Consider the following 23,473-nt stretch of genomic DNA (forward strand, 5'->3'; position numbering starts at 1 on the left):
AAACAGCTATCAATTAGTTCATAACGACAGTGATTAATGGGTTTTTATTGCTGCATCTAAATGACTACATCCTAGATTACATTCATCATTGCTATGGAAAAAGACCATATCTGTCTGTTTGGCATGATTTTCGCACTAATGAATATTAGACATGAGTAGTAAAAGTAGGCTAATTTATAAAGATGCTATTTGGTATGTGTCTTGGTATGTGGCATACACAATAGGCTAACGCAGATTTACGTTAATAAAAGTCAATCAAGTGTACAGCTTATGTCCCAAATACTTTGATTTTTATGCTTTTATCCCTATTAACGGTTCAACAGCATTGATAGATCGCAGATATCACGCGCGATTTACGACCTATCATTTGTGATCATCCATTCATTAGGCATAAGGTATTACCGTCATGATGTCTCCGCCGATATTGCAGCGCTTGTTCGCTCGCTATTTATATCGCAGTGCCAAGCAGCAATCACGTTTGCTTACTACAGGTGAGATAGCGCTGGCGCGTTCAGTATTTGGCGACAGTATCAATCTCGATGAGGTTCAGCTCAAGACTGCTTGGTGGGTGTTGAAACATTATGCCGTTAGTCCTAATGGCAATATTTATTTTAACCCAGCAGATTGGATAATAGATTTTAGCGATGCTTCATTGAGTAAAAAAAGCTGGTTGATACATGAATTAACCCATGTATGGCAATTACAGCAAGGCTTAAAAGTGGTGCGCGGTGCACTTATTGATCGCCGTTATGATTATGTGCTCAAGACAGGAAAATCCTTCTTTCACTACGGTATCGAACAGCAGGCGCGTATGGTTCAGGATTATTTTATTCGTCGTCAGCGTGGACAAGACTGTCAAGCATTAGAAGCTTGTATTCCATTTTTAATCGTGAAGTCTGACGACAATATGAAGTGATATCCATTGGCAATGGATTGCCATGACGACTTTGGTTTTTATTATTTTGCCTTAACAAGGACACGTACCCTTATGTTTAAATTTTTGCTAAAAAAGCCTAATTATAAAATGAATAAAGGTGTGGTTGATGATTCTATCAATCAAAAAAACCCCCTTTTACAGCACTCGTCAACCTTGCTTGCGGCAACACTCAGCGGCGTATTGCTGTTAAGTGGCTGTCAGCAGCAAGCAGAGACTCAACCTGCGCCAGAAGACAGTCAGAGCGTTGAAAAAACGAGCACTGAAGACAGTCAGCCTATGCGCCCAAGTGATTCTGCTGCTGCCCGTATAAAGCAGTTTCAGCCCATATATGTCGCGCAAGCACAAAGGCTACAGCGTCGTTTACAAGCAGAGTATGAATCCCTACAAGCCGCTGATAGCTCAGATAGTGAGGATTCATTGCTGCTAAATGATGATACAGCTGCTAGCGATACTAATATTGATAACGTGATGGAGAATAACAACGACACAGCTGATAGCAGCTCACTATCTGCTGACACTACAGATGATGAAGTAGATATCTCCGCTGAGGCTGATATCAATACCAGTACGGAAGTTGGCGAGCGTGATTTAACGGTGTTAAAGCGCATTAGCCTTGAGCCGCGTAAGCCTGTCATGCTAACAGAAGATCAAATCATCGAAAGCTACCAGCAAGCGATGGAAGCGCTTTATCAGCCTGTGACGACGCCTCTTAGCGCAGAAGATGTTGATACGTTAATTAATATCGCAACGTTAGTACCGCAATTATTTGAGCATGCAGAAATTGCCGGTAGGCTCAGTGCCAAGAGCCCAGCATTAGCGCGTTTGATTATTCAGCATCAGGTTTGGGAGCAGATAGAAGCTCAGCAAGTGATTGATATGCAGCAGATGAAACTGAATCAACAAAAAGAGTTTGAGATGCTTATGACTAAGTTCAATGACACCATTAAAGGTTATGATGAGCAAATTGCCAAATATGAGCAGACACTAAAAGAATTCCAGTAGCCGCAATTCTGTCACTCAACCAGTTATTCATTCAGTAATGGATAGGGTTTCTATAAAATGTAATGTGGCTAACCGTATCAAATGAGACAGTAAGAACTATAAAACATGAGCCATAAAAAAAGAACCATAAAAAATCCCGCACGATGGCGGGATTTTTTATAGTTCTAAAAACTAAAATATAAGTGACTATTTACGGTCTTCAACTTTAACGAAGTCGCGATGCGTTTCACCCGTGTATAACTGACGTGGACGACCGATTTTGAACGGTGTGCTGTGCATCTCTAACCAATGGCTGATCCAACCAGAAGTACGAGCCAATGAGAAAATAACGGTAAACATTGACGTCGGGATACCGATGGCTTTAAGGATAATGCCCGAGTAAAAATCAACGTTTGGATACAAGTTACGCTCAACGAAGAACGGGTCTTCTAAAGCGATTTTCTCAAGTGCCATGGCAAGCTCAAGCTTAGGATCATTGATGCCCAATGCGCCTAACACTTCGTCACAAGTTTCTTTCATTACTTGTGCGCGTGGATCAAAGTTTTTATAAACGCGATGACCAAAGCCCATGAGCTTCACTTCACGGCTCTTCACTTTTTCCATGAATTCAGGCACATTTTCAACTGAACCGATCTCATCTAACATCTCAAGCACGGCTTCGTTCGCGCCGCCATGTGATGGTCCCCAAAGGGCGGCGATACCAGCAGCGATACACGCATAAGGGTTAGCGCCAGTAGAACCAGCTAGACGTACAGTAGACGTTGACGCGTTTTGCTCGTGGTCAGCATGCAAAGTAAAGATTTTGTCCATGGCGCGAGTGATGACGTCATTGGTTTTATAATCAACATCAGCAGGCGTGGCAAACATCATGTATAAGAAGTTTTCAGCATAGCTAAAGTCATTGCGTGGGTACATGAACGGTTCGCCTTGCGAGTATTTATAACTCATCGCAGCAAGCGTTGGCATTTTAGCGATTAGACGGATAGCCGTGATTTCACGATGCTCTTCGTTACTGACGTCTAATGCTTCATGATAAAACGCGGATAAAGCACCAACGACACCAACCATAATGGCCATTGGATGTGCGTCACGGCGGAAGCCTTCAAAGAACTTGCGCAACTGATCATGAACACCCGTATGCTTACGGATTTTTTCAAAGAAATCTGCTTTTTGCTCAGCGTTCGGCAAGTCGCCATGAATCAAGGCATAAGCCACTTCTAAATATTCAGCATTGTTTGCCAATTGATCGATAGGGTAGCCGCGGTGTAGTAGCTCACCTTTACCGCCATCAATATAAGTAATCTTTGATTCAACAGGGGCGGTTACTTTAAAACCAGGGTCATAAGACCAAAATCCTGATTCTTGTAGAGCAGCAATATCTAGAACTGGACGCCCTAAAGTACCTTCGATAATAGGAAACTCGTATTCTTTACCATTGACGGTTAGTTTGGCATTAGTGTCAGCCATAAATTGCTCTCCATTGGTTTTAGCTTGTTAGAATAAAATTACGACAGACGCACACCCTCGGTCTATCGTTAGTCAAATCATAAAAATGCATTTAACTCATTTAATACGCAGGGTATATTAGCAGTAATTACTTATGATTTGAAAAGACTTTTACCATCAATAGCACCAATTGGCACGGTTTAGTCGTGTTTATTCACTGTAATTTTTGTATCAAAATATGTCTGATTGGTTATTTTGCTTAGAAAGCTTGTTTTTATGACAGTAAGTACAGCTACATTATCCGCATAATTTTTAAAGAATTTTACGATAATAATGTAGCAGGTTTGATTAATATTCGGGTTAAAAACAGACAGAGTATGCGTAGCAGACGAATTGAGTTTGGCATAAATCTCCTCAAAATTGAGTAATTTTGGCAAATACGTATGACTGCTGTCTATTTATTTGTTAACCCAGCGTTTGCCTTTTACTACTTAGGGGATAAATTTGTAATTATCGCCCAGTCATTTTATAATTGTAGGAACTTAACTGGCACTCGCTTTGTGCGAATTGATAAGTGGTCATGATGTAGTGTCGTTTTTCTATTCATACTCGGTTATGGCTGAGTAGCACAAGAGTAACGATGCACTAGCGTTTTGATAGACAATATCTGTAATCCAGGGTTTGAATGCTTTTGTTAACTGTTCTATTTTTAAGTCATTAGTAAAAGGGCTGTATTGATATCGATGACGGAGTAGCGTTGTTTTTATTGATATGACCAGTAAAAATAGACTAGTTAATCGATCTTACTCATGTTTATTTTCTTTGTTGTATAATAGACGGGTTGTTTTATAGACCTGTCGATTTGACGAGCGATATTAAACAGTTTATCAATACCTTGTACCCCACGATCCTTTCTTCATATTTAGCGCAAACTAAACGAAGTCAGCTAGCTCTTCCTTACTTTATTCGTCTCGTGTGTTGCTCAATGCTTAATCGACATCAGTGATATCAAGCGTTGATAGCAGATACAGGAGTATAACCGCAAAAAGGATGCCCGCTGTGAAAAGCAACCGACCTATTGATCTGCCTTTAAGCCAAGTGATTAGCGTTAATCGCTCACCGATTGCGATCGCCTCTATCTTGCATCGTATCTCTGGCATTATTTTATTTTTATTGATTCCTGTCATGCTGTGGTTACTACAGAACTCATTGGCTTCGGCTGAGAGCTTTGAGACCGTATTTGACAACGTACTTGTGCGCTTCTTAGCATGGATATTTGTTGCTGCGATTGCTTATCACTTTGTGATGGGTATTAAGCACTTATTCGCTGATATGGGCATGAACGAAGAGCTAAAATCTGGCCGCACTGCGTCTATGGTTAGTTTTGTGATTGCAGCGATTCTAATTGTCGCGTCATTTGTATGGGTGATGTTCTAATGATAAAAAATGATTCAGGAATCAAAAGTGCGACTGGTCTGACAGGTTCAGGCTCACGCGATTGGATTATCCAGCGTATTAGCGCTGTCGTTTTAGCCGTTTATAGTGTGGTATTGCTGGGCTTCTTTTTGACGCACGGCGATGTTACTTATCTTGAATGGTCATCATTTATGACCAGTTTACCTATGCGTCTATTTAGCTTGGTGGCGGTACTTGCTCTAGCTGGTCATGCTTGGGTTGGTATGTGGACCGTGTTCACCGACTATATCACTACTGGCAAATTGGGCTCAAGCGCAGCAGGTCTACGCTTAGTGCTACAGTCATTGATGATTATCGCTATTTTAGTGTTTCTATTTTGGGGCATCATGATTTTTTGGGGTACTGGTTTCGGTGTGGTTGCTGTTTAACGATAGCCAATCCCCTATAATCTGGATACGGTGTCAGGCTCGCTTATTCTACTATTTGTAGTTCTGGTGACTCGCCTTCCTTGTATCCATATTATATTGAACAGACTATGTATTTATCTGTAACTTGATTTATCTATAAACAATAACGGACGCGATTAGCAAATGTCAAAGTCATCCGTTAGTAGCCAAAAATAGTCATAGCCAATCATAGCGTTGGACATCATTGACTTAGCCAGTCACTTATATAATAGGTGCGCTATGGTTTAGTCAGTGAACGAACCCAATATAACGATAGATATGCAAATTAGGTGGTTAAGGGTTGTGAGCGTCATCCACTTTGATAATTGCAAATAATGGCAAGACAATAAAGTGTTTTGTTCAGCAATAGGATGATTTTGAGACAGCCTTTTTATTTACTTCTAAGCATTAATAGGCATTAGGAAAACCGTAATGGCAACTAGACAAGATAATACCATTAGTAATATTAAGACGCTAAACTACGATGCAGTCATCGTTGGTGGCGGCGGCTCAGGTATGCGCGCTTCACTACATTTGGCAGAAGCGGGCATGAAAGTTGCCGTTTTGACCAAAGTATTCCCAACCCGTTCGCACACGGTTGCGGCTCAGGGCGGTATCGGCGCAAGTTTGGGCAACATGAGCAACGATAACTGGCATTTCCACTTTTATGACACCGTTAAAGGGTCAGATTGGTTGGGTGACCAAGACGCGATTGAATACATGTGCCGTGAAGCGCCAAAGGTCGTTTATGAGCTTGAGCACATGGGCATGCCGTTTGACCGTAACGAAGACGGCACGATTTATCAGCGCCCATTCGGTGGTCATACCTCAAACTATGGCGAAAAAGCCGTACAACGTGCTTGTGCTGCGGCTGACCGTACGGGTCACGCGCTACTACATACGTTATATCAGAAGAATTTGCAGCAAGGCACTGAGTTCTTTATCGAGTGGATTGCGCTTGATTTGATCAAAGACGAAGCGGGTAATATCAACGGTGTTATCGCGCTTGAGCAAGAGACAGGTACGGTTGCCGTATTCCAGTCACCGATTACTGTCCTAGCGACAGGCGGTGCAGGTCGTATCTTTGCCGCCTCTACTAACGCTTATATCAATACTGGTGACGGTATTGGTATGGCCGTTCGTGCTGGTATTCCATTACAAGACATGGAGTTTTGGCAGTTCCACCCAACAGGTGTCCACGGTGCAGGCGTACTGTTAACTGAAGGTTGCCGCGGTGAAGGCGCTATCTTACGTAACAAAGATGGCGAAGCGTTCATGGAGCGCTATGCGCCAACCGTGAAAGATTTGGCACCACGTGATTTGGTTTCTCGTTCCATGGATCAAGAGATCAAAGAAGGTCGCGGCTGTGGTCCAAACGCTGACCATATCGTAATGGATATGACCCATTTGGGTGTAGAAACCATCATGAAGCGTTTGCCATCGGTATTTGAGATTGGTAAAAACTTCGCTAACGTTGATATCACCAAAGAGCCAATTCCCGTTATTCCAACCATTCACTATATGATGGGCGGTATTCCAACCACTATCCATGGTCAAGTCATTAAGCCTGATCTAGAAGCAGGTACGGACGAAGACGGTCTATATGCAAAAGGCAACGTGGTTAAAGGTCTTTATGCTATCGGTGAATGTGCTTGTGTCAGTGTTCACGGTGCCAACCGCTTAGGTACCAACTCTTTGCTTGATCTATTGGTATTTGGTCGTGCTGCTGGTAAACATATCGTTGATGAATTCCATCATGCCGATCATAACTATAAGCCTCTAGATCCACGCGTGCTAGATTATACGGTCGGTCGTTTAGACAAGCTGCAACAGTCGACCGAAGGCTACAATGCCCAAGACGTGGCTGACGAGATTCGTGCAACCATGCAAGCGCATGCGAGTGTGTTCCGTACGCAAGCGATGATGGACGAAGGCGTTGAGAAGATTTTAGCGCTTGGTGACAAGATTGAAAAAATCCATTTGGCCGATAAATCACAAGTATTTAACACAGCGCGCATTGAAGCATTCGAAGTGGCTAACTTGTATGAAGTGGCCAAAGCGACGATGGTATCAGCGGCAATGCGTCACGAAAGCCGCGGTGCTCATAGCGTGTCTGACTATGACCGTCCAGAAGATGATGATTACGCACCAAATGGCCGTAATGACCACGAGTGGATGAAGCATACCTTATGGTATTCTGAAGGCAATCGCATCATTTATAAGCCAGTGCGTAAAGTACCACTAACGGTTGATTATATCGAACCGAAAGTTCGCGTCTACTAATTTTAGACTGCGCAATTTAGCGATACGAACAGCGTAAACGTTTTATTTTTTATTCATTTATTAAAAGGTGACCGCCAGCTACATGCTCATGCCAGCGTGACAATATGATTAGTTGATATTTGATAATTACTGTCAATATGGGCTAATCAATAGCGCTGATATGCTGCAACCTTTGTATGCCCGCCATCACCTACGTGTGGAGTTTAGCATTATGAGCCGAGGTACTCGCACCATCGAAATCTATCGCTACGATCCTGATCTGGACGCAGCGCCGCGCATGCAAACGTATACGATTGAGTTGCTAGACTCAGATCGTATGTTGCTTGACGTGTTATTACGCCTGAAAAAGGAAGACGAAACACTGACCTTCCGTCGCTCTTGCCGTGAAGGTATTTGTGGCTCTGATGGCATGAACATCAATGGCAAAAATGGTCTAGCGTGTCTCATTAACATGAACACTCTGCCAGAAAAAGTCACGGTTCGTCCATTACCAGGTCTACCTGTTGTTCGCGATTTGGTTGTTGATATGAACCAATTCTATGAGCAATATGAGAAAGTACATCCGTACTTGATCAATGACCAGCCAGCACCGCCGACAGAGCGTTTGCAGTCACCTGAGCAACGCGAAAAGCTAAACGGTTTGTACGAATGTATTCTATGCGCATGCTGTTCAACCAGCTGCCCATCGTTCTGGTGGAACCCTGATAAATTCTTAGGTCCATCAGCACTATTGCACGCTTATCGCTTCGTGGCTGATAGCCGTGATGGTGATACGCAAGCGCGTTTGGCGCGCTTAGATGATCCATTTAGCCTATTCCGTTGCCGCGGTATCATGAACTGTGTATCAGTTTGTCCAAAAGGCTTAAACCCAACCAAAGCAATTGGTCATTTACGTAATATGCTCATTGACCAAGCAGGTTAATCGTTTATAATTGTCTGGTTTTTTTGCAGATAGCGTACGAAAAACACCACCTAATCATTAGGTGGTGTTTTTTATGAACAATATATCTGAGATTCTTTGATTGTCTTTCAGTGTCAGATAGGGCTTATAGAGAAAGTTATTCGACATGGTTAAAGGTAAGGCTTGGCTATCAATACGTTGGTTGTATGTAAGAAGGCATGATATATACGTCAGCAATCTATATAATTGGTGTTAGAAAAAAGTATTCAGCCAGAGATATTCACCACGTTAAATGTTAGAATAGCGCATTATTTTAATAATTAGTCGTTTTGACGAACTACTATCAGTCGTTAATGTTTAACTTACTGATAAATAAGTATTCAAAACAAATAATAGACTGGAATAATGCATCCAAAATGATAGTAGATATTCATTACCTAAATAGTTAGTATTGAACAAACAAACTATGGCGCGAAACGCTGTCATGCTACTCTATACAGCAACGTATGTTTGCCATAAAAGTAATGATAGCTTGGGAATAACCAGACGTTCCAGCGAGGATAGCCAAATGATAGGCCATCTGAAGGCGTCAATAATTCATCGATCGTTTATCTTTGATGAATTGGTTATGACTAACTTCAGTATATATAAATTAATGTTGTGAGACGAGTCAGATAACAAAACTGGACGTTCACAAATAATTATATTTTTAATATAGGTATTGTAATGGCACTTATTATCACTATTTAGCATCACTGTCTGTCATAAGCAAAAGCACAGATAAGCGTACTTCTTTTATAGCAATAAGTGTGGTTCATAAATCAGTACTGAACAGAATACGATTGAGTTTTTATAGCATTAAGTATTTAGATGTCTCACATACAACAGATTACACAATAATAAGCACGATTCCATTCATTTATCTATCAAATAGACGATTATTATGAATAGTATAACTAAAGAAGCCGCAAGCCTAGGACATACAGAACTGGCTGCTGACAACGCCAGCTATATAGAAGCTCTTTATGAGCAGTACCTAAACGACCCTGATAGCGTTGATACCGATTGGCAAACGTATTTTGAACAATACAAATCGTCAAACGATGCACAGCATAACGCTATTAAGGAACAGTTTTTGTTGCTTGCTCGCAACCAAACTGCTAATAAAGCCAGCACTCAAGCGCCTGCTGAAAATGCAGGCTTAGTCGACTGTGCTAACCCTAAACAAATGGGTGTACAACAGCTAATTTCAGCTTACCGTCGCCGTGGTCATCGCCGCGCCAAGCTTGATCCGTTAAATCTACATCCACGTGCAGAAGTGGAAGATTTAACCCTTGCTTATCATAATCTTTCAGAAGCAGATCTGGATACAGTATTTCCTACCAATGATTTGAACATCGGTAAAGACGAAGCGCCTTTACGTGAAATCATCGAAATTATGGAACGTGTTTACTGCCGTTACATTGGTACTGAATACATGCACGTTACCACCAGTACTGAAAAACGCTGGATGGAAAAGTATCTAGAAACTAACTTAGGTTACATCAAGTTTGATAAAGAAAAGCGCTTATCTATTCTTGAGCGCCTAACAGCAGCTGAAGGTCTAGAAAAATACTTAGCACGTAAATATACGGGCGTTAAGCGTTTCGGGCTAGAGGGCGGCGAAAGCTTTATCCCTGCTATCAATGAAATCATCCAACGTGCAGGCGGTTATGGCACTAAAGAGATGGTCATTGGTATGGCTCACCGTGGTCGCCTAAACCTACTGGTCAATATCTTAGGTAAAAACCCTGCGGACTTGTTTGACGAGTTTGATGGTAAAGTACAGCCAGAAAAAGGCTCAGGTGACGTTAAATACCATAATGGTTTTTCATCGAATGTGATGACGCCAGGCGGTGAAGCGCATTTAGCTTTGGCATTTAACCCATCACATCTTGAGATTGTTGCACCGGTATTGCAAGGCTCCGTACGTGCTCGTCAGGTGCGCCGCAACGATCAGCCGCTATTGGATAATAAAGGTGGTAATTCAGTATTGCCAATCGTTATTCATGGTGATGCTGCGTTTGCTGGTCAAGGTGTGGTTCAAGAAACGTTCCAAATGTCACAAACCCGTGCTTATACCACTGGTGGTACTGTACATATTGTGATCAATAACCAAGTCGGTTTCACGACCAGCCGTCAAGAAGACGTGCGTTCGACTGAGTACTGTACTGACGTTGCAAAAATGGTACATGCACCTATCCTACATGTGAACGGTGATGATCCTGAGTCGGTCGTATTTGCCGCGCAGTTAGCATTAGATTACCGTCATGAGTTTGATAAAGACATCATTATCGATCTGTTCTGTTATCGCCGTAATGGTCATAACGAAGCGGATGAGCCGTCAGCGACTCAGCCACTCATGTATGCAGTTATTAAGAAGCTACCAACGACTCGTACGATTTATGCACAAAAACTCATCGAAGACGGTATTTTGAATGCTGAAGAAGAAAAGCAGTATGAAGATGACTATCGTGAGTCTTTAGACCGTGGTGACTATGTTGCAAACTCATTGGTTAATGAGCCTAACGAAGAATTGTTCGTCGATTGGAAACCTTATTTAGGTCACGATTTGGTGGATGATTGGGATACCAGTGTCGACATCGAGATTCTAAAAGGGTATGGACGTCGTATGGCGGAAATGCCAGAAGGCTATAAGTTACAACGCCAAGTCCAAAAAGTGGTTGAGCAGCGCTTAGCCATGCAGACAGGTGAAGAGCCATTAAACTGGGGTGCAGCTGAAACGTTGGCATACGCATCACTAGTCGATAACGATAAAGTATTGGTACGTATTACTGGTGAAGATGTGGGTCGCGGTACTTTCTCACATCGTCATAGCGAAATCTATAATATCAATGATGGCAGTATGTATGTGCCATTGGCTCATATGAGTGATACTCAAGCCCGCTTTGCCACTTATAACTCATTGTTGTCAGAAGAAGCGGTATTAGCCTTTGAATATGGTTATGCAACGACAGTACCAAACGCCTTGATCGTCTGGGAAGCGCAGTTTGGTGACTTCGTCAACGGCGCGCAGGTGGTGATTGACCAGTTTATCTCAAGTGGTGAGACCAAGTGGCAGCGCGTTTGTGGTCTAACTATGTTATTACCACATGGTTTTGAAGGTCAAGGTCCTGAGCATTCATCTGCTCGTCTTGAGCGTTTCTTACAACTATGTGCTGAAGACAATATGCAAGTAATAACGCCAACGACACCTGCACAGATCTATCATGCGCTACGTCGTCAAGCGGTTCGCCCAATTCGTAAGCCATTGATTGTCATGTCACCGAAGAGCTTACTACGTCATAAGCTAGCCACTTCAAATCTTGAAGAGCTGGCGAATGGTAAGTTTGAAACGGTACTGCCAGAGATGGATAACCAAAATGCAGACCAAGTCACTCGTATGGTGCTTTGTGGTGGTAAAGTTTATTACGACTTGCTTGAGCAGCGCCGCGCCTTAGGTCTAGATCATGTCGCTATTGTTCGTATTGAGCAGCTCTACCCATTACCAGAGCAGCGTTTGATGGCTGAGATTGAAAAATACAGCAACTTGGCTGAGATCGTTTGGACGCAAGAAGAGCCGCTGAACCAAGGCGCTTGGTATTATTTAGCACCGCATATGTTCCGTATCGTCGTACCACACCCAACCAAGGCGAAAGTCATGGAGCCAGTGGCGCGTCCTGCGAGTGCAGCACCTGCAACAGGGTCACCGAAACTACATGCTCAGCAGCAGCAAGCGTTGATCGCTGGTGGTCTTGGTATCAGTGTCGATGAGTTGGCTAAGTAACAGATTATTGAAGATAAATGAATCAGGCGATAACAGTCAGTATGTTGTAATAAAATCTAGATAGTATTATCTAAGATCGCTATGCAAGATGGCACTGACTGCCTATCACGACTTAATAACAAATATGAATATCCCAATCTAAGGAGTATATCGATGGCTGATATCAAAGCCCCCGTTTTTCCAGAATCAGTTGCCGACGGTACTATCGTTGAGTGGCATGTCACTGAAGGTCAGCAAGTCAATCGTGATGACCTATTGGCTGAAATCGAAACTGATAAAGTCGTATTAGAAGTTGTGGCGCCTGATAACGGCGTTGTGACCAAAATCGTTAAGCAGGTTGATGATACCGTGTTGTCTGACGAGATCATTGGTCAATTCGAAGCTGGTGCAAGCGCCAGTTCAGATAGTGCTCCTGCGGTAGATCCAGATCAACCAGCCGCGCCAGTACAAGCCAAGCAAGCAGCAGATGGTGGCGAGCCTGTACAAGCAACAGATAAAAAAGACGAAGCGGATCATAAAGATCAAAGCCCAGCGGTACGTAAAGCAGCGAAAGAGTCTGGCGTTGATCCTAAAGAAGTGGAAGGTAGTGGTCGCGGCGGTCGTGTGACCAAAACCGATATGGCTAACCCAACATTGAAAGCAGACAGCAGCATCAAATCTGATAGCGGCCGTCCAGTAGCTGAATCAATGGGTGAGCGTACTGAGAAACGTGTTCCAATGACACGTCTACGTAAGACAGTCGCCAATCGTCTGCTAGCAGCTTCACAAGAAACGGCGATGCTAACGACGTTTAACGAAGTGAACATGAAACCATTAATGGACATGCGCGCTAAATATAAAGACCAGTTCGAAAAACGTCATGGCGTACGTTTAGGCTTTATGTCATTGTTCGTGAAAGCGGCAACCGAAGCACTTAAGCGCTTCCCAGCAGTAAACGCGTCACTAGACGGTGATGACATTGTTTATCATGGTTTCTACGATATCGGTGTTGCTGTATCATCTGACCGTGGTTTGGTTGTTCCAGTACTACGTGATACCGATCGCATGAGCATGGCTGATGTTGAAAGCCGTATCCGTGAGCTTGGTGGCTTGGCTCAAAAAGGTAAACTTGGTCTAGATGACATGACTGGTGGTACTTTCACTATCTCAAATGGCGGTGTATTTGGCTCATTAATGTCAACACCTATTTTGAACCCACCACAAACGGCTATCCTAGGTATGCATGCGATCAATGACCGTCCTATGGCTGTTGATGGTAAAGTTGAAATTCTACCGATGATGTATCTTGCATTGTCTTATGACCATCGTATGATTGATGGTAAAGAAGCAGTACAGTTCTTAGTAACCATCAAAGAATTGGTTGAAGATCCAGCCATGTTGCTACTAGACCTGTAAGCTTTTAAGCTTGTATTGGCAACCGCTGATACAAGCTTTTTAACTTTAGTCTAAACAGTGGTGCTCGTTGTTTATTAATAAATAAGAATGCTTCGCTGATATGGTGTATTTACCATAGAGTAGAAACGAAACATATGGACTAAAAAAATCGCTTATTTATTAACGAGACAATCCTCAGTTTAAACGATATTTACAATTAGAACGATAATTAGAAATAGGAACGTACTATGAAAGACAATTATGATTTAGTCGTCATCGGCGGCGGTCCTGGTGGTTATGAAGCCGCTATCCGTGCAGGTCAGTTAGGTATGAGCGTTGCTTGTATCGAAAAACGTGTTTATAAAGGTGAGCCAGCACTTGGCGGCACTTGCTTGAACGTTGGTTGCATCCCATCAAAAGCACTACTTGATAGCTCGCATCGTTACGAAGCGACGAAGCATGACCTTGCTGAACATGGTATCAGCACTGGTGACGTTGCTATTGATATTGAGCAAATGATTGCACGCAAAGAAGGTATCGTTAAGCAATTGACGGGCGGCGTTGCTGCACTATTGAAAGGCAATGGCGTTGACTGGCTACAAGGCTGGGGTACGCTGGTTGATGGTAAAGGCGCTGATAAAAAAGTTAAATTTACCGCGCTTGCTGATGAAGCAGAAACGACCATCACTGCTAAAAACGTGATTCTTGCGGCAGGTTCTGTGCCGATCGATATTCCCGTGGCCAAAACTGACGGCGATCGTATCGTTGACTCGACTGGTGCACTTGATTTCATTGAAGTGCCTAAGCGTTTAGGCGTGATTGGTGCTGGCGTTATCGGTCTTGAGCTTGGTTCAGTATGGCGTCGTCTAGGCGCTGAAGTGGTTGTTTATGAAGCGTTGCCAAGTTTCTTAGCAGCTGCTGACAAAGATATCGCAAAAGAAGCGGGCAAAATGCTGAAGAAGCAAGGTCTTGATATCCGTGTTGATACCAAAGTAACCAATGCTGAAGTCAAAGGCGATCAAGTTGTTGTCACGAGCGAAACCAAAGGCGAGTCATCTGAAGAAAGCTTCGACAAACTGATCGTTTGTGTTGGTCGCCGTGCATACTCTGAGAAACTGCTTGGTGATGACAGTGGCATTCAATTGACTGAACGTGGTCTTATCGACGTGAATGATCAATGTAAAACCAATCTTGATGGTGTTTATGCCATCGGTGATTTGGTTCGTGGTCCAATGCTTGCGCATAAAGCGATGGAAGAAGGCATGATGGCCGTTGAGCGCATTCATGGCGAAAAAGCCCAAGTTAATTATGACACCATCATTAACGTCATCTATACCCATCCAGAAATCGCATGGGTTGGTTTGACTGAGCAAGAAGCTGAAGCCGCTGGTTTTGAGGTCAAAACAGGTTCATTCAATCTAGCAGCGAACGGCCGTGCATTGGCTCAAAGCGAAGCAGAAGGCTCTATCAAAGTCGTGGCTGATGCTAAAACAGATCGCCTATTAGGTATGCATGCTATCTCTGCTGGTGCTGGTGATATCGTCCATCAAGGTATGATCGCGATGGAATTTGTCTCTAGTATCGAAGATTTGCAGTTGATGACTTTTGCTCATCCAACCATTTCAGAAGCCGTGCATGAAGCTGCTCTGTCTGCTGATGGCCGTGCTATTCACGCCATTCAGCGTAAAAAGCGTAAGAAATAAGTCGTTAGTTTGATCAGTACCAACTTATAACCTGATCGCGATGGGGTCGTTATGGTTTCCATCACGATCATAAGTGCGCCATATGCTTGTCTAATATGTATATACGCGCACTTGTTTTCACTTTTTATTAATTGTAAAAAATAAAGGATACAATCAATGAATTTACATGAGTATCAAGCAAAAGAGCTATTAAAAAGCTATGGTTTGCCGATTCAAGAAGGCATTATTGCCTATAACGGCGACGAAGCTGCTGCTGCTTTTGATAAAACGCCAACAGACATTGCGGTTATTAAAGCGCAAGTACATGCTGGTGGTCGCGGTAAAGCGGGTGGCGTAAAGCTGGTTAAAACTCGTGAAGAAGCCAAGCAAGTTGCTGAAGAGCTAATCGGTACCAATTTGGTTACTTTCCAAACTGACGCTGATGGCCAACCAGTTAACTTCGTATTGGTTGCAGAAGATATGTATCCAGTACAAACTGAGCTATATCTTGGTGCAGTCGTTGATCGTTCTACGCGTCGCGTAACGTTCATGGCATCAACCGAAGGCGGCGTTGATATCGAAGAAGTCGCAAATGAGACACCAGAGAAAATCTTTAAAGTAAACGTTGATCCTTTAGTTGGTTTGATGCCTTTCCAAGCACGTGATGTGGCATTCAAACTAGGTTTAGAAGGCAAGCAAATCAATCAATTCGTTAAATTAATGACGGGCGCTTATCAAGCATTCATCGATAACGATTTTGCCTTGTTAGAAATCAACCCATTAGCCGTTCGTGAAAATGGCGAAATCGTTTGTGTTGATGGCAAAATTGGTATTGATTCAAACGCATTGTATCGTCTGCCTAAAATTGCAGCACTACAAGACAAGTCACAAGAAAATGAGCGTGAGCTTAAAGCGGCTGAGTTTGACCTAAACTATGTTGCTCTAGAAGGCAATATCGGTTGTATGGTTAACGGTGCTGGTCTTGCTATGGCGACCATGGATATCATCAAATTGTACGGCGGCAAGCCTGCTAACTTCTTGGACGTTGGCGGCGGCGCAACTAAAGATCGCGTTGTTGAAGCATTCAAGATCATTCTTGAAGACAGCAGCGTTGAAGGTGTTCTAATCAACATCTTCGGTGGTATCGTACGTTGTGACATGATCGCAGAAGCGATTATCGCTGCTATCAAAGAAGTTGACGTAAAAGTACCTGTTGTTGTCCGTCTAGAGGGTAACAACGCTGAAAAAGGCGCGCAAATCCTAGAAGAGTCTGGTCTGAAATTGATTTCTGCCCAAGGCCTATCAGATGCGGCTCAAAAAATTGTCGATGCTGTTAAAGCTTAATATATTCGAGGCATAGTCCTCTAAATATACGTGCTTAAGCATAGTAGTCAACGCGTAATAGCAGCTTGTTGATATGAATTTATCATTAACATTTAATGGATAACACATCATCAAGTGGCTGTTGCAAGACAACCGAATACAAGGAATAAATAATGAGTGTATTAATCGATAAAGATACCAAAGTATTGGTACAAGGTTTCACTGGTAAAAATGGTACGTTTCACTCTGAACAAGCGATCGAATACGGTACTAAAGTCGTCGGCGGCGTAACCCCAGGTAAAGGCGGTCAAACGCATTTAGGCCTACCAGTATTCAACACGATGGCAGAAGCTATGGAAGCGACCCAAGCTGACGCTTCTGTTATCTATGTACCAGCACCGTTCGTACTAGATTCTATCGTTGAAGCGGTAGATGCTGGTGTTAAATTGATTATCGTTATTACTGAAGGCGTGCCTACTTTAGACATGCTAAAAGCAAAACGTTATATCGAAGAAGCTGAAGGCGTACGCATGGTTGGTCCTAACTGCCCAGGTGTTATCACGCCAGGTCAGTGCAAAATTGGTATCATGCCAGGTCATATCCATTTGCCAGGTAAAGTGGGTATCATCTCACGCTCTGGTACATTGACTTATGAAGCGGTTGCTCAGACCACTAAGCTTGGTTTTGGTCAGTCAACTTGTATCGGTATCGGTGGTGATCCTATCCCTGGTATGAACCAAATTGACGCATTGAAACTGTTCCAAGAAGATCCACAAACTGAAGCGATCATTCTAATCGGTGAGATCGGTGGTACTGCTGAAGAAGAAGCAGCTGCTTATATCAAAGACCATGTAACCAAGCCAGTCGTTGGTTATATCGCTGGTGTTACCGCTCCAGAAGGCAAGCGTATGGGTCATGCTGGCGCTATTATCTCTGGTGGTCAAGGTACTGCTGAAGAGAAATTCAAAGCCTTTGAAGATGCTGGTATCGCGTATACGCGTGACCCATCTAAGCTTGGCGAGAAATTGAAAGAAGTTACTGGTTGGTAAGATAGGCATAAGTCTACAGTTTAACTACCAAAACTGCATTGAAATATCGAGAAGACACCCCTACAATGGGGTGTCTTTTTTTGTCTCGAAAATAAATTTATGAAAAATAAAATACTAGTCACGGGTGGTGCGGGCTATATTGGCACACACACCTGTATCGCACTGCATGAAGCTGGGTATGATATTGTAGTTTACGACAACTTGTCTAATAGTAGTCGTGAAGCCATCAATCGTGTCTCTACTCTCATTGGTCAGCCGATTGAGTTTATCGAAGGCGATATTCGTGATGCTGAGTCACTTAAACAAGTATTCTCAGCGCATCAGTTTTTTGGCGTGATTCACTTCGCTGGACTAAAAGCAGTTGGTGAATCTGTTGCCAAGCCATTGCTGTACTACAATAACAACGTCAGTGGTACGATTACCTTGCTAGAAGTGATGGCTGAGTATGATGTCAAAAACCTCGTTTTTTCTTCCTCTGCGACTGTTTACGGTGATCCTGAAGTATTGCCAATTGATGAGAAATCGCCACGTTCTTGTACCAACCCCTATGGTCAGAGCAAGCTGGCAGTTGAGCACATATTAGAAGACCTTGCTGTATCCGACGACAGTTGGAACCTGATTCCTCTGAGATACTTTAATCCAGTAGGGGCGCATCCATCAGGGCAGATTGGCGAAGACCCTAATGATATCCCAAATAATTTGATGCCTTATATCTCGCAAGTCGCTGTTGGTAAGCTTGCCAAACTTAATATTTTTGGTAATGACTATCCTACAATAGATGGGACAGGTGTACGTGACTTTATCCATGTCACTGACTTAGCAGCAGGTCATGTCGCTGCGTTAAATTATTTAGAGCGACAAGTGGTACCAGTAGGATTTTTACCCATTAATTTAGGCACTGGTAAAGGTACTTCTGTCTTAGAGTTAGTAACAGCATTTTCTAACGTTTCTGGACAATCAATTCCTTATCAATTTGCAGAACGCCGCGCAGGTGACATAGCCAGCTGCTACGCGAGTGCTGATAAAGCGAAAAACCTGTTAGAGTGGCAAGCAAAATTATCAATTACTGAGATGTGCCAAGATAGCTGGCGTTGGCAAAGTATGAATCCGAATGGTTATAAGTAAATATCTTTATTCTATCTATTAATCTACCATTTTATTATTTAAAAGAGACAATCATATGAGTATTATCATTCAAACTGGACACCGTTCTTCTAACTCCAAGCTATTAATGCAAAAACTATATAATAGAGGGTTGAGTGAGCCTCTACATAGCTATACTCATCAATTAACTTCCCAGCAGATTGCAGATACTATTTTTAAAGTAATATCACGAAATAGTACAGCTGTTACGAATAATAAATTGATTGATAATGTCATGACTGACTTTTTACTGTCTAATTTAGATTTCGAAAATTGGGGTTGGGAGTCTGAAAAAAATCTAATGGCGTTAGAGTATTGGCAAGAAACAGCATCTGATGTAATATTTATTCTTGTATTTGACCATCCAAGTAATCTACTAAATCAAATTTCAAGTCAAGCAATGACAGTAGACTTACTTAATCAAATTATGAGTGATTGGGTGAGTTATCATCAGAATATGTTAGATTTCCTAGAAAATAATCAAAATAAAGCGTTATTGATAGAAGGAAAGTGTGCTATCGATAGCATCAGTAAACTAAGCGAAAAACTGAAAACGATTGCTAATACCTTGCAACTTAAGAGTAGCTGGCAAGTATCAAATCAGATTGAGGATAACAGTAAGCACAGTCTAGATCATCAGTCTAATATAGTAAAAGATCATGTTTTTGAGGAGGTATTGAGTCAATATCCAGAGGTAATTAGACTATTTAATGCTTTATTAGATAAAGCAGCCATTAAGGATAGTAATTCAATTTATAAGCTTAAAAAAACCAATATAAATAGTTTAGTTAGTTTACTAAACCATTTGCAGGAATCTGATTTAGCTGAAAAATATCATGAACAACAGGTTGATAATAGTTTTTTAAAAGAAACATTAGATGAAGTAAATAAAGATAAGAAAGAAATAGAAAAAAAATATATTGAGATTAAGAATATTTTAGATAGGCGTACATCCGAGAAAAAAATTGATACCAATAAATGTACTAATGAGCTTGAAGTAACTAACCAGTTATTAATGGAGCAGTTACAATTAGCGCAAGAGAAAATTGAGGAGTATTATTTAAATTTAGGTAATACTAAGGAAAGTATAGTAAGTAATAGTAACAAAATTTATCCGAAGGGTGCTGCAGAAGCTCTTAAAAAAGAATTACCATATATACTTGGTTCTACAATAATAACACACTCTAAATCGGTTAAAGGTATTGTAAAGCTGCCAGCTTCTTTATTACATGAGCATAAGAACTTCAAGTCTAATAAAAGTATACCTTCAAGTATAGAAATGTATGCTGATTCAGTTGAGGCAGAGAAAGTTAAGAGACATCTATCTTATAAAATAGGTAAGGTTTTTGTTGAAAGCTTTGATTCACCAATAAATTTCATAATACTTCCTTTTAAAATGATTAAAGAAGTGAAAAATTTTAAGAAAAAATAATTTTTATTAGGGATGTTTTATGAGTAATTTAAAAGAAGTAAATAGTTTAATAAGAAGTAATAAAAAAATTGAAGTCATGAGCTTATTAGAGAGCTTAATTGAAAGTAATCCTGATTTCAAAGATTATTATATTAGTTACTTACTTTGTTTTAATAGTCTTCCAAATTATCTAGGAAAAATTGCGTCTGATTCTTTAATAAAGTCAGATTTAGATGAGGTTTTAGATTTACAGGTAAAATTAGATGAAATTATATTAAAAAAATGGAATAATGTTAAATTTACCTTTTGTATTTCAGTAAAAAACAGATCTTGTGTTAATGTAAGTTGGGATGGGGTTACTAAAAATAAAACTTTTGTTACTTCCTATAAAAAAAATCCTATGAACTTCCAGTTAGATCTTTTAAAGAACTTTGTTAAAAGTATCGTCGATTCGAAAATTAATGGTATATGCTTGGAAGTAATTATTGTTGATTTTAATTCAGATGATCATCCTCCGGAAGATTGGATAAACGAAATTGTAGGGGTTAGAGAAGGAATTGAAGCAAAAGTAATTAAGAGTGATGAACCTTTTAGTAGAGGTAGAGGTTTAAATATAGCAGCAGAGAAGGCGACTGGAGATATATTATTTTTTACAGACGCTGATATGCTTATTTCTAAAGAATTTTTGATTCAGAGTTTGCAGTATGCTTATGACAAGCAAAAACCATTCTTCCCTATTTGTTATTCATACTACACTCCTTATAATAAAGAAGGTTGGATAAGAGATGAAGGGTGGGGCAATCTTGTTATACCTAAAGTGATTTCAGAGAAAATTAGCTGGTGGGAGAAAAGATCGTGGGGTTCAGAAGATAATCATATGAAAGATCAGCTTGGAGATAGCTTTATTAGGGCTCAAGCTGCTGGCTTATATCATCAATGGCATCCAGAAGACGATTTTAAAACAAAGTACTACTCTAGTGAAAAAAATAAATTTGAAGTTGTTTTGGCTGTTACTACTTATAATAGGCTAGACTATCTTGAGGTTTTTATAAAAACTTGGTTGTCAACTAGAAATCCATACTATAAATGGCATCTCATAATAAATGATGATGGCTCTACAGATGGGACTATTGAGTATCTTAAAAATATTAATATTGTTGGTACTGAGATTCATATTATTTATAATAATAGGAAAGGAGTACATGAAGGTACTAATGCTATATTAGATCGAATAAATAAAATAAAACCAGATTATGTTTTTAAATGTGATGATGATGTCATCTTTGTTAAAAAAGGCTGGGATAACGCATATATAGATGGAATGAATGAGTTTGGATTTTTATGTAATTACCAAACTAAATGGAGAGACGCCAAGGTGAAAAGCACTACAGATAAGTGTATATCTTATTCTAGTGCTTATTATTCACAAGGTGCTTTCCTAGCGTTCAACATGGATGTAGTCAATAAGATAGGTTGGTTTGATACTAAGAGTTTTGGTTTTAAGGGATATGGGCATATTGATTTTGCAGTTAGGGCATGTAGAGCGGGTTTCAATAACATAAACACCTTGTATGATATTAAGAACTCACCTAGCTTTATTACTCTTCAGTTTGATGACTATAAACCAGCGTTAGATAGTGAGCGAATAGTTAACGAGTTTAAAGTCGACTTAAGTGAGGATTCAAAAGAAAGCTTTAAAGACTTTATTTTGAAGGATAGATCTGATCTATCATATATTCCTAGAAGTTCTATATTTGAATATAAGAAAAGTGAATTAAAGCCTAAATTACATATGATTATACATAATAATCATATAGGAGGAGCTGAATATGTTCATTTTAATCATGCTTATGCTTTAAGGACAATAGGTTTTGATATTGTTATTTGGTCTGTAGGTAGTGGCTACTATTTGGATAAATATTTAAGTAACAACTTTGAAACGCATTATGTACCCAATTTCTTTGAAGAAAAAGACGAATTTAATAATTTTGCAAATGAAGTAGAAGATGGCAATTATATTTATAATTGTAATGCTTATAATGATAAGCTCTTTGAAAAGATGTCTTATAATAAACACTTTTATTATCTTACAATTATGCATTCGGATGTAGAATGGATTATAAAATATCAAAAAGAATTCCGTTTTTTCACTCATCGTTACATTGCTATTCATAATTATATCAAAGAAGACTTGGTCAATGCAGGTGTTTCAACTGATAAAGTTAATATTGTAAATAACACCTTGAATCATGATTTTTCGTTTGAATACTATGAAAATATAAATTTAGAACTTAGAAGAAAATTAAAAATTCCAAAAGATGCATTAGTTGTATCATACATTGGGAGAGTAGCTAAAGATAAAAACTTGCTTAATATAGTTGATCTTGCAGAAACTGTTACTAAACAGAGAAAAGATATATATTTTATAATAGTAGGTGGTAAGTCAGATAGGGTGGAAGACTCTAACTATTTTAAATTATTTGAACAGAAGTTATTAACTCTTCAAGATAATAAAAAGATTATTTATCTTGGAGAGTTATTAGGCAAAGAGTTAGAAGATTTTTACAATGTCATAGATGTAGCAGTGAACTTATCACCATCAGAAGGCTTGCCCATCACTATGTTGGAGCAATTAGGAAAAGGAATTTATTGCATTTATCCTCAGTTCCCCGCTATCAATATTACTTTAAAGGAATTTAATTCAAAATTGATTCCCATAAAACAAAGAAAGGATATGAAAAATTTAGAATATTCTGAAACAGAAATCAATTTATATTCACAGCATATTCTAAGTCTTAATAGAGAATGTATTTCTAATTTTAGAAATGAGAATATAAAATTGGCAAAAAATAAATTTAGTTCTGCTAATCTGGCTAGGCAGCTTAACAAGAGTATTTTAGGATTAGGTTACAAAAATTAATGTGAGAAGATCTAGCAGTACACTATACTTCTTCATAGTGTGTTGCTAGATCTTATTGTTTTTTTATTATGCATTAGATAACTATTTATCATGAGGTGATATAGTTATAAACAAAATATAAGATATATCATTAATCTGAAGAAAAACAGTCATAAAATTTTTAGAGTCTATATTAAACCTCTTGCAAAAGTCATAGATTAAGCTTGAAATTTACTAATCCTACGAACAGTTTCATTCTTAACTCATAACGTTGACGTCGATTGCGATAGCGCTGAGCGACGATCTTAAACAACTTAATCAGACCTATTTGCCAC

At 40.3% G+C, this 23,473-nt stretch carries 15 protein-coding genes; 14 read left to right on the forward strand and 1 reads right to left on the reverse strand.

The annotated features are described in order from the left end of the window. Positions 1 to 409: 409 nt before the first annotated feature. Both AK822_RS00640 and AK822_RS00645 read left to right on the forward strand, forming a co-directional pair. Positions 410 to 916: a hypothetical protein gene (locus AK822_RS00640; RefSeq protein WP_060492124.1), complete on the forward strand. Its 507-nt coding sequence runs from the start codon at positions 410 to 412 to the stop codon at positions 914 to 916. Between the two features lie 72 nt (positions 917 to 988). Further along, a complete protein-coding gene (locus tag AK822_RS00645; RefSeq protein WP_060490202.1) occupies positions 989 to 1,939 on the forward strand; it encodes a hypothetical protein in 951 nt (316 codons plus the stop codon). A 186-nt stretch (positions 1,940 to 2,125) separates the two neighbouring features. Here the strand turns inward: AK822_RS00645 and gltA are convergent, their stop codons facing one another. After that, positions 2,126 to 3,406 carry a citrate synthase gene (gene gltA, locus AK822_RS00650; RefSeq protein WP_045455400.1) on the reverse strand — a complete coding sequence of 427 codons (1,281 nt, stop codon included), beginning with the start codon at positions 3,404 to 3,406 and terminating at the stop codon, positions 2,126 to 2,128. 1,029 nt (positions 3,407 to 4,435) lie between these two features. On the opposite strand from gltA, the gene sdhC reads away from it, so the two are divergent. The 12 genes from sdhC (at position 4,436) to AK822_RS00710 (ending at position 23,159) form a co-directional block, all read left to right on the forward strand. Beyond that, positions 4,436 to 4,822 (forward strand): succinate dehydrogenase, cytochrome b556 subunit, encoded by a 387-nt coding sequence (gene sdhC / locus AK822_RS00655; protein WP_083475612.1) that lies wholly within the window; start codon positions 4,436 to 4,438, stop codon positions 4,820 to 4,822. Positions 4,823 to 4,842: 20 nt separating this feature from the next. Next, positions 4,843 to 5,229, forward strand: a complete 387-nt coding sequence (gene sdhD, locus AK822_RS00660) for a succinate dehydrogenase, hydrophobic membrane anchor protein (protein ID WP_227500963.1) — start codon at positions 4,843 to 4,845, stop codon at positions 5,227 to 5,229. Between the two features lie 450 nt (positions 5,230 to 5,679). After that, positions 5,680 to 7,530, forward strand: a complete 1,851-nt coding sequence (sdhA, locus tag AK822_RS00665) for a succinate dehydrogenase flavoprotein subunit (protein WP_055123666.1) — start codon at positions 5,680 to 5,682, stop codon at positions 7,528 to 7,530. A 211-nt stretch (positions 7,531 to 7,741) separates the two neighbouring features. Then, entirely contained in the window at positions 7,742 to 8,452 is a 711-nt protein-coding gene (locus AK822_RS00670; RefSeq protein ID WP_055123743.1) for a succinate dehydrogenase iron-sulfur subunit, read from the forward strand. A 922-nt stretch (positions 8,453 to 9,374) separates the two neighbouring features. Continuing rightward, on the forward strand, positions 9,375 to 12,257 hold the full coding sequence (locus AK822_RS00675; protein ID WP_060490203.1) for a 2-oxoglutarate dehydrogenase E1 component: 2,883 nt from the start codon (positions 9,375 to 9,377) through the stop codon (positions 12,255 to 12,257). A 153-nt stretch (positions 12,258 to 12,410) separates the two neighbouring features. Next, positions 12,411 to 13,652 (forward strand): 2-oxoglutarate dehydrogenase complex dihydrolipoyllysine-residue succinyltransferase, encoded by a 1,242-nt coding sequence (gene odhB / locus AK822_RS00680; protein ID WP_060490204.1) that lies wholly within the window; start codon positions 12,411 to 12,413, stop codon positions 13,650 to 13,652. Between the two features lie 227 nt (positions 13,653 to 13,879). Beyond that, positions 13,880 to 15,334 (forward strand): dihydrolipoyl dehydrogenase, encoded by a 1,455-nt coding sequence (gene lpdA, locus AK822_RS00685; protein ID WP_060490205.1) that lies wholly within the window; start codon positions 13,880 to 13,882, stop codon positions 15,332 to 15,334. Positions 15,335 to 15,490: 156 nt separating this feature from the next. Further along, positions 15,491 to 16,657, forward strand: coding sequence for an ADP-forming succinate--CoA ligase subunit beta (sucC, locus tag AK822_RS00690; RefSeq protein ID WP_055123662.1), 1,167 nt, complete (start codon positions 15,491 to 15,493; stop codon positions 16,655 to 16,657). A 152-nt stretch (positions 16,658 to 16,809) separates the two neighbouring features. Further along, positions 16,810 to 17,685, forward strand: a complete 876-nt coding sequence (gene sucD / locus AK822_RS00695; protein ID WP_045455414.1) for a succinate--CoA ligase subunit alpha — start codon at positions 16,810 to 16,812, stop codon at positions 17,683 to 17,685. A 99-nt stretch (positions 17,686 to 17,784) separates the two neighbouring features. Next, on the forward strand, positions 17,785 to 18,810 hold the full coding sequence (gene galE / locus AK822_RS00700; protein WP_060490206.1) for a UDP-glucose 4-epimerase GalE: 1,026 nt from the start codon (positions 17,785 to 17,787) through the stop codon (positions 18,808 to 18,810). 55 nt (positions 18,811 to 18,865) lie between these two features. Then, entirely contained in the window at positions 18,866 to 20,260 is a 1,395-nt protein-coding gene (locus AK822_RS00705) for a hypothetical protein (protein ID WP_060490207.1), read from the forward strand. A 19-nt stretch (positions 20,261 to 20,279) separates the two neighbouring features. After that, on the forward strand, positions 20,280 to 23,159 hold the full coding sequence (locus tag AK822_RS00710) for a glycosyltransferase (RefSeq protein ID WP_060490208.1): 2,880 nt from the start codon (positions 20,280 to 20,282) through the stop codon (positions 23,157 to 23,159). The last annotated feature ends 314 nt before the right edge of the window (positions 23,160 to 23,473 follow it).

This window comes from Psychrobacter sp. P11F6 (assembly GCF_001435295.1).
Taxonomy (GTDB): Bacteria; Pseudomonadota; Gammaproteobacteria; order Pseudomonadales; family Moraxellaceae; genus Psychrobacter.